Below are 12,020 nucleotides of genomic sequence, written 5' to 3'. Positions count from 1 at the left end.
TTGCTTACCGAGTGGGTACACAGTCGATCTCAAGTCAGCTGACCCGATGTCGATGATGAGCGTATTCCCATCACCTCAATGGAAAACGCCATGGTTAGCATCTCGTCTGTTTCGATCATCCAGCCCGTCGCCACTGCTTCGGCCAACGCCACAGCAAGCACTGACGACACGTCTGTCACCGCAAGCGCCGAGGCGTCCAGCGACACCACCAAAGTGTCCGCCGACGGCGCACCGGCAGCGAGTGGCGGCAGTTCCAGCAGCAGCGAAGAATCGGATTCGGTGAAAGCCCTGCGCAAGCAGATCGCCGAGCTGCAAAAGCAATTGCAGGAACAACAGCAACAACTGCAAGCGGCCCAGGCCAAACAGGAAAGTGCAGACGCCAAGGCTGCCGATGTGGCGGCGGCTCAGTCGCAGATTGCGACGACCTCAGGTTCGTTGCAGACCGCAACTGCGGCGTTGTTGGCGGCGTTGCAGGAAGAAGGCAGCAGCACTGCGGGATCGATGGTCAGTACATCGGCCTGATTCGAAACACAAAAAAGCCGCACGATCCGAAAATCGTGCGGCTTTTTTTATGCGCGTATCAGGTGTCTTGTTTGTTGCTCAGGACTTTGCCAGTGGTGGCATCGAAATCCACGTCAAATTCTTTGCCATCAGCGGTTTTCAGTTCCACTTCGTACTCGAAGCCATTGAAGTGGTTGTCCAGGTCGGTGTCGGTGATGGTCGCACCCGGGTGCAGTTTCAGGGCAGCCTGGTTCATTTCTTCCAGCGGCTTGATCTTGCCGCTCTTGACCAGCTCAGGGATCTGGTCGACGCGAACATCAGCTTGTGCCAGGCCAGCGGTGAGGGTCAGGGCGGCAGCGGTGAACAGGGCAGTCAAAGTCTTCATGAGGTTCTTTCCTTGGTGAGCTGTTTAAGTGGGGCCAGATTAACTGGGGCAACTTAATTCACCCTTAATTCCAGGAGCATCGCCGGCAAGCCGGCTCCTACAGGATTGAGTCGTTCACACAATTTGCGAATGACACGGTCTTGTAGGAGCCGGCTTGCCGGCGATGGCGTCACCTCGGTTCTGGATCAATACCCGTTGTTCTGCAACAACTGCGCAACCGTACCCGCCGCCGGACGTTTGTAGAACTTCAACAACTCGCTGGCGCGGTTGGTGAAGATGCCATCAACCCCGGCGTCCATGACTTTCTGGTAATCCACCGCATCATCGATGGTGTAAACGTGCACCAGCAAACCCTGATCGTGGGTGTACTGGTTCATCCATGGTTTGACCAGGTCCGAGTAGCTCTGATCGCCACCCTTGGTCAGCGCGGCAGAAGGGCCGGTGCCGATCGCGCCTTGAGCCTTGGCGTACTCGACCCATTGCTGGAATTCGGCTTTGTCCTTCGGTTCCTGTTTGGCGTAGTACGTGGCTTTGTCCTTGTCGCCGGACTCGGCGAACGTCACCTTGGACTTGGGCTCGATGCTGCCTTCGCCGACCCACAACAGCAGGATCTTCGGCACTTGCGGCATTTCCTTTTCCAGCAGTTCGAGGCTGCTCTTCTCGAAGGTTTGCAGCACCACCTTACCTTTGCCCTGGCCGACGGCGAGTTCGCTTTTCGCCAGTTTCGAACCGGCCGGGCTCAGCCATCCGCGATCCTGCAATTTATCCTTGAGGTCGCGCTCGAGGCCGGGGAATTGCTTCGGCTCCTTGGTTTCGATGTACAGGCCGGGCTTGTGCAGCGGATTGCCTTGGGCGATGTCGATGATTTCGTCGAGGGTCAGGATTTTCAGGCCGGCAAAGGAAGGACGGGCGCGATCCGGGTAAGCCGTGTTGAACCAGCTGCCGGCGTCGAGGGTTTTCAGCTCGGCGATGGTGAACGCGTTGGCCGGGCTGTCCTTGCGTTCAGGGAACTTGCTGGCGACGTCGGTGGTGCGTTGCAGGTTGTTGTCGTGCAGGGCAAACAGCACGCCGTCCTTGCTGCGTTGCAGGTCGAGTTCGAGGTAATCGGCACCCAGGTCGCGCGCCAGTTTGTAGGCGGCGGCGGTGGATTCCGGTGCATCGAAGGACGCGCCACGGTGGGCGATCACCGCCGGGTGCGGAATGCCTGCATGGGTGGCCAGTGAAGTAGGGCTTGGCTCGCTGGCGGCCTGCGCCTGGCCGAGGCCGAGCAGCATGCTCAGCAGCAGGGCGCTCTTGGTGAAAGTTACAGGCATGGTCGAGATCCTTTCGCAGAGTGTTTTCAAAGACGTCCCTTTTAACAACTGAACGCCGCTTGCGCTATCGCGAGACCGACATAAACGTGTTTAAAGCGGATTTTTTCAGCGCATTTGTGCGGTTCTTTGCAGTACTCTTGGCCCCGGCAGCTTCCCCGGCAGAGGGAACGCCCTTCATCTTGCCCTGCGTGTAAACCATCGATCACTTGTGTGAGGTTTATATGCGCATCACTTCCGAACTCATCTGCCAGGCCGCCGACCAACTCAAAGGCTTCGTCGGTCTCAATCGCAAGACCGGCCAATACATCGTGCGTTTCAGCGAAGATTCCTTCGGCATGGACGTGGCGGATGACGGCATCATTCCTGTAAGTGAATTCGTCTGGGCGTCGGGGCCGGAGCAGGTCATGACGCTGAAGCGCGAGTTGATTCAGTTGTTGCTGGACCAGAACATCGATGACCGGATCAACATTACCGAGCCGTTGCGGGTGTACATGAATCGGCGGGAAGTGCCGGAGATTTCGGCGGTGCGGAGTTTGGTGCGGGGCTGAGTTTTGCGGTGTTTGTGATGGCCTCATCGCGAGCAGGCTCGCTCCCACACTGGTTTTGTGTACGACACCTATCCCCTGTGGGAGCGAGCCTGCTCGCGATGAAGGCCTAAAGATCACTGCAACTGTTACCGCTTGAACTGATAGGCCCGCTCAACCCTGCACACCCGCGTACTGCACGCCGCATACCAGGTCGAGCGCCCACGCTCACGAATCGCGCTGTGCTCGGGATGATGTTTCCACGCCACAATCGCCGCCTCACTGGCCCAATAGGAAACCGTAATCCCGAGCCCATCCTCACCCCGCGCCGACTCCACACCGAGAAACCCCGGCTGCTCACGCGCCAGCTCAACCATGCGCTCGGCAGCCTCGGCGTAACCCTGATCGCCGTCGGTGCGCAGCGAAGTAAAAATCACCGCGTAGTAGGGCGGTTCCGGTGTCTGGGCAATCATGATTTCTGCCTCACACACGCGTCGATCAATGCACTCACCAGCGGCGGCAGAATTCCTTTGAGCGCGGCACGTTCAGGTTGAAACAACGTGGCGACAAAAAACGGATGCCCGCGTAATTCCACCGCTCGCAAATCCCCCGTCGAATCGTGTCCCTCTGCGGATAATTCCTGGCTTAGCAAATCCCGCTCAAACTGCGGATTCACACCATAACGGCAGCGATAGCCTTCACGAATCACCGTGCTTTCGTACGCCTTGGCGATCAACGAGCCTTCAACCAGATGAATGCTGTCGATGGCTTCCACTAGCGAGCACGTCAGCGGCGTGAGCAACGCTCGCGTGGCATCGGGTGATGTCTCGCCGTGCTCGGCATCTCCCCATCCCAGAACGTTGCGGGCGTATTCGAGTACCGCGTGCTGAAAACCGCCACACGTACCGAGGAAAGGTCGCTGTTGTTCGCGGGCAAAGCGAATCGCTCGCAGCGCACCGTCTTCATTGCGGTAAGGGCTGGCGGGTACGCACCAAAAGCCGTCGAAGTCTTGCAGCGACGAGTCGTCGTTGATGCCGTCGGTGGCCAGCCACTGGAACTGCACATCCAGTCCGGCGTGTTCGGCAGCCATGCCGAGGGCGACGGGAATTGCCTGGTGGGCGGTGACTTGCGGGTCGTAATCGCCGATCAGGGCGATGTGGATGGCGCTGTTTTCCATGAGGGCTCTCGACGCTTGTTGATTCCTGGAGCCCACTATAGATTGGCGTTCACGCACTCAATATTGGCGTTATCCCAAGTGATCAATGCAACAGCGCACTATCGACTGGACTACCCCGACCTGTCCCTGATTCTCGCCCTCGTGCGCGGCGGCTCGCTGGCCCGGGCTTCGGCACTGCTGAAGGTCGACGTTTCGACCGTGTTCCGCGCCGTGCGCCGACTGGAAGCCGCACTGGGCCAGCAACTGTTCGAAAAAAGCCGCGCCGGCTACTTGCCCACCAGTCTTGCGCAAACCTTGGCCGAACAGGCTGAGCGCGCCGAACAAGCGCTGGAGGCTGCGCGCATCGGCGTGGAGCAGGGCGGTGAAGTCATCAGCGGCACCGTACGCCTGACCTGCACCGATTCGGTTTTACAAGGTTTGTTGCTGCCGGCGCTGGCGCAGTTCATGCCCGGCTATCCGGCGCTGACGATCGAGTTGAGCACGTCCAACGACTTCGCCAATCTCAGCCGGCGGGACGCGGACATCGCCTTGCGCCTGACCCGGAATCCGCCGGAACACTTGGTGGGCCGATGCCTGGCGCAGGTGTCGTATCGCGTCTGTGCGAGCACGGCGTATCTGAAAACGGTCGATACCGAAGACTTGGCCGCGCTGACATGGATCGCCCCGGACGACTTCCTCCCCGATCACCCCACCGTCGCGTGGCGTCGTCAGCAATTGCCCGGCGTCACACCGGGTTATCGTTGCAACAGCATGTTGTCGGTGACTGAGCTGGTGCGAGCCGGGCTCGGTGTCGCGGCATTGCCAGACTTTCTGATCGATGACGGGCTGCAACCGTTGAGTGAGCCGTTGCACGGTTACGACACCGCGCTGTGGTTGCTGACTCGCCCGGACTGTCGCGCCTTGCGTTCGGTGGTGACGTTGTTCGATGAGTTGGGGCGTGCGTTGAAATTGCTGTAATGCTTGTAGGCGCTGGATTCAGAGCTGGTAGCAGGCGAGGAACATGTCCAGCGCAGAGTCCACGACGGTGGCCTGCATCTCAGGCGACAGGCCGGGTAGCCCCATGGAAATCTGCGGCCAGAATGCAAAGGATTTGAGCATCCCCTGAATCTGTTGAGCGGCAAACTCCGGGTCGACCGGCTTCAATCGCCCATCGGCCTGAGCGGCGCGAATCCACACGGTCAGGCCTTCTTCGCGCTTGCCCATTCTCTCGACCATGTTCTGTGCGCGCTCGGGGGAATGGATGGTGGCCGCGATGGCGACCCGCGCCAGGTCGAGAAAATTGTCATCGCCCAGCATCTGCAATTTCGCCATCAGCATGCGGCGCATCTGCTCGCGCAGCGGCAAGTCAGGGCGGTAGGCCGTTTCTTGTTCGGCCGTCACCCTGGCCCATAATTGATTGAGGATTTCGGCGAACAACTCTTCCTTGCTGGGGAAGTGGTTGTACACCGTGCGCTTCGACACGCCAGCGGTGGCGGCGATCTTGTCCATGCTGGTGATGTCGAAACCGTTGGCCCGGAATTCGGCAATCGCCGCTTGAATGATCGCTTCGCGTTTTCGGTCGGTCAGGCGCTGTGGAGCTGTCATAAGTACGCTTCGGCAGAAGAAAATAAGAATTACACTTGGCAGTTTACTTGTGATCAGCTTTGATGCAACCTAGAAACTACACTGTGCAGTGTAATGTTTCGTTAATCCTGCGCAGCCAAAAATAGAGTGTTCGGCTGATGCGTGCGTGCCTTGGCCATTTATCGTCCCACCGTAGAAACTGCACATCGTGCGGTTTCCTGGAGTCATTCAGTCATGGCCAATTCCACTAACGTTTCTGCACCTGAAGCGTCCCGTCAGGCCGAAGGGCACTTCCGCAACCATGCGCCCGTGCAACGAGAAGGCTTGCGCAAAATGGTGCGCATCATGTGGAACATGATCTTCCACAAACCGCGCAACACCCGCCCGACGGCGGCCGTTCCGGTGCAACGCCTGACCCACGACGCGTTGATCGCCGCGCCCAACCACAGCGTCTATCGCCTCGGTCATTCCACGGTATTGCTGAAACTGCGGGACAAATTCTGGATCACCGATCCGGTCTTCGCCGAACGCGCTTCACCGGTGCAATGGGCCGGCCCGAAACGCTTTCACCAACCACCGATCAGCCTCGAAGAACTACCGCCAATTGAAGCGGTAATCCTGTCCCACGATCACTACGACCACCTCGATTATCAGGCTGTGCTCAAACTGGCGGACAAAACCAAATACTTCCTCACGCCGCTGGGCGTCGGCGACACCCTGATCAAGTGGGGCATCGACGCCAGCAAAGTGCGCCAGCTCGACTGGTGGCAAGGCACCGAAGTCGACGGCATCCAATTCGTCGCCACCCCGTCGCAACACTTTTCCGGCCGTGGGCTGTTCGATGGCAACAGCACACTGTGGGCCTCGTGGGTGATGATCGACGCCGACACACGAATCTTCTTCAGCGGCGACAGCGGCTACTTCGATGGCTTCAAACGCATCGGCGAACAGTACGGCCCATTCGACCTGACGCTGATGGAAACCGGCGCCTACAACGTCGAGTGGCCGCATGTGCACATGCAACCCGAGCAAACCCTGCAAGCGCACATCGACCTGAAAGGCCGCTGGTTACTGCCGATTCATAACGGCACCTTCGATCTGTCGATGCACGCCTGGTTCGAACCGTTTGACCGGATACTGGCATTGGCCTGGGAGCGCAGTGTTTCGATTACCACGCCGCAGATGGGTGAGGCGTTTAACGTGATGTATCCGCAGCGGGGGAGTGCTTGGTGGTTGGTGGTGGAAAACCTCGGCGATCAGGTGGAAATCCAGAGCGCATGACGTATTGAAGCCCGGCCGCTTGTGATGCAAGCGGCTCGTGCCGACACCTCACTCAACCATCGCAAAATCCGCTCGCCCCACCGAATTCGACTCAGTCCCTCTAACACTCATCCCCCGCCCCGGCGCAAACCCCGGGAAGAACACCAACCCCTGCGACTCAAACCGATACGCCAGTGCCAGTCGATCAGCATCCGGCACCTCACGTTTGGCCTCAAATCGCTCAATCACATCAACCAAAACGCCAGACTCCCGAGACAGCTCATCAACGCTCCAACCCAACATCGCCCGGGCCTGGGCGCAATGGGCGGGGGTGAATTGGAAGAGGGCGATACGTTCCAGGGTGATTTTCATCGCATAAGAGGCCATGGTGTTCTCCGGGCTCGAGAGTGCTGATTCAAAATGTACTGTGTTTTTGTACAGTTGTTTTGCGCCCGGATCAAACTCATTTTTTGAATTCTGCTATTTCGCCCCTGCCAACCAGACGGACGGCGCCTGACCCAACACACGACGAAACATCGTCGAAAACGCCGCCGGGCTGTCATAACCGAAATCCAGCGCAATCCGCGTCACCGGCTCACCCACCGCCAATCGCGCCAAGGCCAGCACCACGCAGGCGCGCTGCCGCCACTGGCTGAAACTCAGGTCGGTCTGCTGGCGGAACAGCCGATTGAACGTGCGCAGACTGATGTGCAACTGATCCGCCCATTGCTGCGGTGACTGATGAACATCAGGCCGCTGCAAAAAGCCTTGGCACAACCCAAGGAGCCGCGCATCCACCGGCAACGGAATGTGCAACGGCAAGTGAGCACTGCGCGCCAGCTCATGCAGCAGCAACTCGATCAACGCGCCATCGCGCCCGGCCTCGTCGTACGCCAGCGGAACCTCCACCGCCTCCATCAGCAAATGCCGCATCAACGGCGAAACACTGATCACCTGACAACGCTCGCCCAAGTCCACAGCACCCGGCTCGATGTACAAGCTGCGAGTGCTCACCCCCAGCATCAACACCTCATGCGCCACCCCCGCCGGAATCCACACCGCCCGCTGCGGCGGCACCACCCAGTTGCCATCGTGCGTGCCGACCTGCATCACCCCGGTCGCGCCGTACAACAACTGCGCCCGTCGGTGTGTATGACTAGGCAGCACATGCCCGTAGGAATAATCCGTACCGATCGCCACCACCGACCGTGGCGTGTCATCCAGCACATTAATCGAAACATTGCGCATCAAGCGGCTTCCAGAAGTTGGCGTAAACACAAACATTATTGGCTGACTTGCTGAAGCAGGCCAAGCCACATCGCTCTATCGTCGACCACTCTCAACCAACGGACGACGCACAATGTTCTACCTCCTGCTGACACTCTTCGGCTGCATGACCGGCGTCACCGCCGTGCTGTTCGGCTTCGGCGGCGGCTTCGTCGTCGTGCCATTGCTTTACCGCATGCTCATGGCCAGCCATGGTGCCGACGACCCCATCGGTCAATCGGCGATGCACATCGCCGTCGCCACCTCGACCTGCGTGATGATCGTCAACGCCTTGGTCGCCACCGGAAAACATCACCGCGCCGGTAATCTGATTCTCCATTACCTGTGGCCGTTGGGCGGGTTTATTGGGTTGGGCGCGGTGGTCGGTGCCGTGGCGGCGATGTGGGTGAGTGGCGAGGTGATTCGGTATGCGTTCATTGCCTACCTGGGCGTGACCATTGTGGATTGCCTGTTCAGACGCGGTTTTCTTACACACGCAGATAACGGAATCCCACGGCGATTGGGGAGGGCGGAAGTGTCCGGTGGCGGCGTAGGAATCGGCACCATCGCCACGTTTCTCGGCGTAGGCGGCAGTGTTATGACCGTGCCGTTGTTGCGTCGATGCGGGTTGAGCATGTCGCAGGCAACATCCATGGCTAATCCACTAAGCCTGCCCGTGGCGTTGGCCGGGACGGTGACTTACATGGCGATGGCGGGGGTTACCGATTTTGATTTGGGAGCGTGGTTTGTTGGTTATGTGGATTTGCTGGCGTTTGTGGTTTTGACGATGGGGTCGTTGGTGGGGATTCGATTGGCCACGCCGTGGATTGGGCGGATTCCGGATCGGATCCATGCGCGGGTGTACATCGGTTTGCTGGTATTGGTGATGATTAGCATGTGCCTGAGTTGATGGCTATCAAGTCAGCTTTTTATCGATTCTCGCAAGCGGGTTCTCCATAATCCGCCCACTTCTTGCGAGCCAACGCTCGCCGTATTCAAGGATGATTTGATGTTCAAAGGATTGTTTCGTCTCACGGGCATTTTCGTGTTGGTGTGCTCAACGTTTCCAACAGTGTTGTGGGCCGAAAGCGGCAAGCAGACCTACACCGGAATGCTGGGCAAAATGCCGATTGTGTTGGAGGTGAGCGCCGACGGCAGCGAGGGTCGTTACTTTTACCAAAAGTACCGCAAGGACTTAGTGCTCAGTGGCACCAAGGAAGGGGAAACGCTGGTGCTCGAAGAAGGTGACCAGCGTTATGGAGAGTACAAACCTCTTCCGACAATTCGCTTACAGCCCGAATCCAACGGTTGGTCCGGTGAATGGGTCAGCCCTAAAGGGAAGGTTTTGAAGGTCCAGTTGCAGCCAGCAAACCTTCCTCCGGTTCCCGCTGATACCTTGCCCTATCTCGTCAGACTTCACGACAAGGCGCCTTACGAATACCTGCGCTTACAAGGTATGAAGCTCATCCCAGGCAAGACCGAAACCTTCATGGGATACACGCTGCAATGGTGGAGCGAGCCACAATCAAACGCCGAGCTATTTGAAGTGATTTCGGGTTACAGCGCCGAAGAGCGTCAGCAAATCAACCAGCAATTGATGGGCCGTTTGTGGCGAGAAGTCGTGGGGTATTACGGATGTTTCGCCAATTACGCTGATGCCTATTACTCACAGATCAGTCAGCCTCTGTGGATGACGCCGTCCGTGATGAGCGTTCGGGTGTCAACCGAGTACTTTTGTGGCGGTGCTTATCCGGATCAGGTCAATGACTCAATCAACTTCGATACCAAAACGGGCAAATCCCTGACGCTTGAAGATGTGCTGTGGGTGGGGCAGGGCAAACCACTGCATTACGAGGAAGACTACGACGTCTATAACTCTTCGTCCGAGTCATCCACTGCTTATTCTGATTACCGCAATAAAGAGCTGGCGCCGTGGCTGGTGGCACAACTGCTTAAGCTCTATCCCACTGAAATGACGACAACGCCAGAGGGGGAGAACGACTGCGGCTACAACGATGATTACCCGTGGCACTATCCGGGTTGGTACTTCACCGAAAAAGGCATCAAGTTAGAGCCATCCTTCCCTCACGTGGCGGCCGTGTGCCGAAACATTGGTTGGGGCGTCCTGCCTTACAACCTCGTCAAACAACACCCCGGTGGCGTAGCGCTGCAACTGCCCTGAGACGAATTTACTTATCAGCCAACCCCGGCGCCTCACGAATAATGAAGTGATCCAGGTTCTCGATATTCGCACTGAACACCCCGAACGTCTGCTCGGGGTTTTTCTTGCTCGGCACCTGCTTCAACTCCGGCGTCACACCATAAAAGAAGCAATACAACTGCGCTTCACTGTCGATGGCATGCTTGATCTCTTCCAGAAACGCTTTGCGCTTGCGGTAGTTCTCGATCAACTTCTTGCTCAAGTAAACGTTGACCGAATAAGGCTTTTTCTTCGCCTCATCCGCTTGCTTGAACCAGACCTTCTGCTCGAAATCGATCCGGAAACTCTGAGTGTAATCCTTGATTTCCTTGATCTTGCCCCAGTAAATCAGCCCCTTGTTGTCCGTCAGGTATTCGATCTTCTTGAAGAACGACCCATAAGGCGCCGTGTGCTCGCCAATCTTCAGCGGCACGCGCTTGAGCAGCTCCTTGTCCTCGAAGTTCGACACAAAACACTCCACCGGGTGGGCGAAGACACTGGTCTTGTCCGGCGCTGATTCGTGGCTTGGGTGCTCGGTATCGCTGGACTGTGTAAGAGGTTTCGGATCGTCCCGCACCACATCCGCCGCCACCGCCGGGTTCGCCGGCTTACGCACATACTGACGCCGAGTCAGCAATAACTCCGACGGAAAATGCTCCTCGCGACTGTCATCCGTTTCCGCACCGTCCGCGTCCACACCCGACGCCGGCGCCTTGAGACTGACATAAGGACAATCCGCCACATGCCGGGTGCTCGGCGTGTTCTTGAAGTGCGGGGTGCGGACGTAATTCACATTTTTGGCGTTGAACGTTGTCAGCACGTTTGCCGCATCGAAGGCCGCTCTACAGGCGTCATTGGGGCATTGGAAATGTTCCTTGGCGGAATCGAACTCCATGGTCTCGTCGAAATTCAAATCGCGCACGTCATAGATCGACAGTTTGTCGTCGAGGCTGAGGCAGTAGGCGAGGTCGAATTTCATGGTGGGCTCGGGTCCTTGAGTGGGGAAGGGTATTAGAAACGAAAAAAGCGAGAGGATGCATCCCACCAAGATCGTTTGCGCTCACTCGATCTGAATTTACCCATGTGCGGATGAGCTAAAACTTCAGGTAAGTCCCGCAATCTGATCCATGGCTCGTTCTGCCACTGCAGCATGCTCACAGACAGTTCTGCCCATTTCAGTAAGCTGAGGCTAGGAATGTGGATGCCTAGATTGGCATGCTCATCGCGCATTACTGCAATGACCTCATTGGTCAGCCATTGGCGAAGGTTACGGTTTTCCGGAGTGTAGTGGTGCACCAACGTGGTGTAAGCCGCTGATTCGTTGATCAGCACAGTTGGCTGATAAGTGCCATCGCGCAGGAGCGTTAGGTTTCTAGTTTGGTCGGCGTCGAGCTTACGAAGAGCATGGGATTCGAGATGGCGGCCAAGCAAACGGCCTAGGTCGCGAGCACAGAACCATGCTTGGGATTCGAGCCAGATGGCGTGGAGCGGTCGGTTGTGGCGGGTGAAGACGATGGGGGTGAAATTAGTGCTAGTGGCGGCTGTAACTGTCGCTGATGCGGTGTGTATTGATGGTGATTCAGTCTGCCTTCGAGTCGAATGGCGGAGTGGGGTAGGCATTTCCATTACCTCTACTTGTAGCTTTCTTAGGGCTAAGGCGTCGGGAGTTAAGAAACCTCAAGTAGAAGGCCGGACATATTTCCCTTTCGGGTCTTGTATTAGTCCACTCCCGACATAGCAGAGATTTTAAGACGCGCAGCCGGGAGCCGCAGGTACAAAAAAGCCGCATATTTCGGGAGCGGTCGGGCCGCTACTTGACGCGTTTCTTAGG

15 protein-coding genes are annotated in these 12,020 nt (G+C 57.6%); 6 read left to right on the top strand and 9 right to left on the bottom strand.

What is annotated here, in order from left to right; translation table 11 throughout:
• Positions 1–90 precede the first annotated feature (90 nt).
• Positions 91–522 (top strand): hypothetical protein, encoded by a 432-nt coding sequence (locus IB246_RS11490; protein ID WP_008032550.1) that lies wholly within the window; start codon positions 91–93, stop codon positions 520–522.
• Between the two features lie 58 nt (positions 523–580).
• Here IB246_RS11490 and IB246_RS11485 read toward each other — a convergent pair whose 3' ends face one another.
• Together IB246_RS11485 and IB246_RS11480 are read right to left on the bottom strand one after the other, a co-directional pair.
• A complete protein-coding gene (locus IB246_RS11485; RefSeq protein ID WP_008032547.1) occupies positions 581–886 on the bottom strand; it encodes a PepSY domain-containing protein in 306 nt (101 codons plus the stop codon).
• Between the two features lie 185 nt (positions 887–1,071).
• Positions 1,072–2,199: a glycerophosphodiester phosphodiesterase gene (locus IB246_RS11480; protein WP_008038520.1), complete on the bottom strand. Its 1,128-nt coding sequence runs from the start codon at positions 2,197–2,199 to the stop codon at positions 1,072–1,074.
• Positions 2,200–2,420: 221 nt separating this feature from the next.
• On the opposite strand from IB246_RS11480, the gene IB246_RS11475 reads away from it, so the two are divergent.
• Positions 2,421–2,747: a DUF2025 family protein gene (locus IB246_RS11475; protein ID WP_008032544.1), complete on the top strand. Its 327-nt coding sequence runs from the start codon at positions 2,421–2,423 to the stop codon at positions 2,745–2,747.
• Positions 2,748–2,872: 125 nt separating this feature from the next.
• Here the strand turns inward: IB246_RS11475 and IB246_RS11470 are convergent, their stop codons facing one another.
• Both IB246_RS11470 and IB246_RS11465 read right to left on the bottom strand, forming a co-directional pair.
• Positions 2,873–3,196 (bottom strand): antibiotic biosynthesis monooxygenase family protein, encoded by a 324-nt coding sequence (locus tag IB246_RS11470; RefSeq protein ID WP_008038518.1) that lies wholly within the window; start codon positions 3,194–3,196, stop codon positions 2,873–2,875.
• Entirely contained in the window at positions 3,193–3,900 is a 708-nt protein-coding gene (locus tag IB246_RS11465; protein WP_008038516.1) for a CTP synthase, read from the bottom strand. Before IB246_RS11465 ends, IB246_RS11470 begins: the two co-directional genes overlap by 4 nt.
• Before the next feature lie 15 nt (positions 3,901–3,915).
• Here IB246_RS11465 and IB246_RS11460 point away from each other — a divergent pair, with 15 nt between their 5' ends.
• Positions 3,916–4,857: a LysR family transcriptional regulator gene (locus IB246_RS11460; protein ID WP_081500192.1), complete on the top strand. Its 942-nt coding sequence runs from the start codon at positions 3,916–3,918 to the stop codon at positions 4,855–4,857.
• An 18-nt stretch (positions 4,858–4,875) separates the two neighbouring features.
• Here IB246_RS11460 and IB246_RS11455 read toward each other — a convergent pair whose 3' ends face one another.
• Entirely contained in the window at positions 4,876–5,484 is a 609-nt protein-coding gene (locus IB246_RS11455; RefSeq protein ID WP_008038510.1) for a TetR/AcrR family transcriptional regulator, read from the bottom strand.
• Between the two features lie 213 nt (positions 5,485–5,697).
• Between IB246_RS11455 and IB246_RS11450 the strand changes: the two genes are divergently transcribed.
• Entirely contained in the window at positions 5,698–6,744 is a 1,047-nt protein-coding gene (locus IB246_RS11450; protein ID WP_008038508.1) for an MBL fold metallo-hydrolase, read from the top strand.
• A gap of 48 nt (positions 6,745–6,792) precedes the next feature.
• Here the strand turns inward: IB246_RS11450 and IB246_RS11445 are convergent, their stop codons facing one another.
• The gene (locus tag IB246_RS11445; RefSeq protein WP_008038506.1) at positions 6,793–7,110 is read right to left on the bottom strand and encodes a hypothetical protein; all 318 of its coding nucleotides are present in this window, start codon (positions 7,108–7,110) and stop codon (positions 6,793–6,795) included.
• A 93-nt stretch (positions 7,111–7,203) separates the two neighbouring features.
• Positions 7,204–7,971 carry an AraC family transcriptional regulator gene (locus IB246_RS11440; protein WP_008038505.1) on the bottom strand — a complete coding sequence of 256 codons (768 nt, stop codon included), beginning with the start codon at positions 7,969–7,971 and terminating at the stop codon, positions 7,204–7,206.
• A 112-nt stretch (positions 7,972–8,083) separates the two neighbouring features.
• Between IB246_RS11440 and IB246_RS11435 the strand changes: the two genes are divergently transcribed.
• A complete protein-coding gene (locus IB246_RS11435) occupies positions 8,084–8,899 on the top strand; it encodes a sulfite exporter TauE/SafE family protein (RefSeq protein ID WP_008038504.1) in 816 nt (271 codons plus the stop codon).
• Between the two features lie 99 nt (positions 8,900–8,998).
• A complete protein-coding gene (locus IB246_RS11430; RefSeq protein ID WP_008038502.1) occupies positions 8,999–10,171 on the top strand; it encodes a hypothetical protein in 1,173 nt (390 codons plus the stop codon).
• Positions 10,172–10,178: 7 nt separating this feature from the next.
• On the opposite strand, the gene IB246_RS11425 is transcribed toward IB246_RS11430, so the two are convergent.
• Together IB246_RS11425 and IB246_RS11420 are read right to left on the bottom strand one after the other, a co-directional pair.
• On the bottom strand, positions 10,179–11,168 hold the full coding sequence (locus IB246_RS11425) for a hypothetical protein (RefSeq protein WP_008038500.1): 990 nt from the start codon (positions 11,166–11,168) through the stop codon (positions 10,179–10,181).
• Positions 11,169–11,200: 32 nt separating this feature from the next.
• Positions 11,201–11,809: a Bro-N domain-containing protein gene (locus tag IB246_RS11420; RefSeq protein WP_008038493.1), complete on the bottom strand. Its 609-nt coding sequence runs from the start codon at positions 11,807–11,809 to the stop codon at positions 11,201–11,203.
• Between the last annotated feature and the right edge of the window lie 211 nt (positions 11,810–12,020).

It is taken from the genome of Pseudomonas sp. PDM01 (assembly GCF_014852325.1).
GTDB lineage: Bacteria > Pseudomonadota > Gammaproteobacteria > Pseudomonadales > Pseudomonadaceae > Aquipseudomonas > Aquipseudomonas migulae.
The sequence above is the reverse complement of the archived record's forward strand: the minus strand, read 5'-3'. Positions and strand labels throughout refer to the sequence as shown.

Bases quoted from the DNA above. Each gene is read 5' to 3' on its own strand.
- IB246_RS11485 (WP_008032547.1), bottom strand. From the start codon at position 886: ATGAAGACTTTGACTGCCCTGTTCACCGCTGCCGCCCTGACCCTCACC.
- IB246_RS11435 (WP_008038504.1), top strand. From the start codon at position 8,084: ATGTTCTACCTCCTGCTGACACTCTTCGGCTGCATGACCGGCGTCACC.
- IB246_RS11475 (WP_008032544.1), top strand. From the start codon at position 2,421: ATGCGCATCACTTCCGAACTCATCTGCCAGGCCGCCGACCAACTCAAA.
- IB246_RS11420 (WP_008038493.1), bottom strand. From the start codon at position 11,809: ATGCCTACCCCACTCCGCCATTCGACTCGAAGGCAGACTGAATCACCA.
- IB246_RS11490 (WP_008032550.1), top strand. From the start codon at position 91: ATGGTTAGCATCTCGTCTGTTTCGATCATCCAGCCCGTCGCCACTGCT.
- IB246_RS11470 (WP_008038518.1), bottom strand. From the start codon at position 3,196: ATGATTGCCCAGACACCGGAACCGCCCTACTACGCGGTGATTTTTACT.
- IB246_RS11430 (WP_008038502.1), top strand. From the start codon at position 8,999: ATGTTCAAAGGATTGTTTCGTCTCACGGGCATTTTCGTGTTGGTGTGC.
- IB246_RS11425 (WP_008038500.1), bottom strand. From the start codon at position 11,168: ATGAAATTCGACCTCGCCTACTGCCTCAGCCTCGACGACAAACTGTCG.
- IB246_RS11455 (WP_008038510.1), bottom strand. From the start codon at position 5,484: ATGACAGCTCCACAGCGCCTGACCGACCGAAAACGCGAAGCGATCATT.
- IB246_RS11465 (WP_008038516.1), bottom strand. From the start codon at position 3,900: ATGGAAAACAGCGCCATCCACATCGCCCTGATCGGCGATTACGACCCG.
- IB246_RS11440 (WP_008038505.1), bottom strand. From the start codon at position 7,971: ATGCGCAATGTTTCGATTAATGTGCTGGATGACACGCCACGGTCGGTG.
- IB246_RS11445 (WP_008038506.1), bottom strand. From the start codon at position 7,110: ATGGCCTCTTATGCGATGAAAATCACCCTGGAACGTATCGCCCTCTTC.
- IB246_RS11480 (WP_008038520.1), bottom strand. From the start codon at position 2,199: ATGCCTGTAACTTTCACCAAGAGCGCCCTGCTGCTGAGCATGCTGCTC.
- IB246_RS11450 (WP_008038508.1), top strand. From the start codon at position 5,698: ATGGCCAATTCCACTAACGTTTCTGCACCTGAAGCGTCCCGTCAGGCC.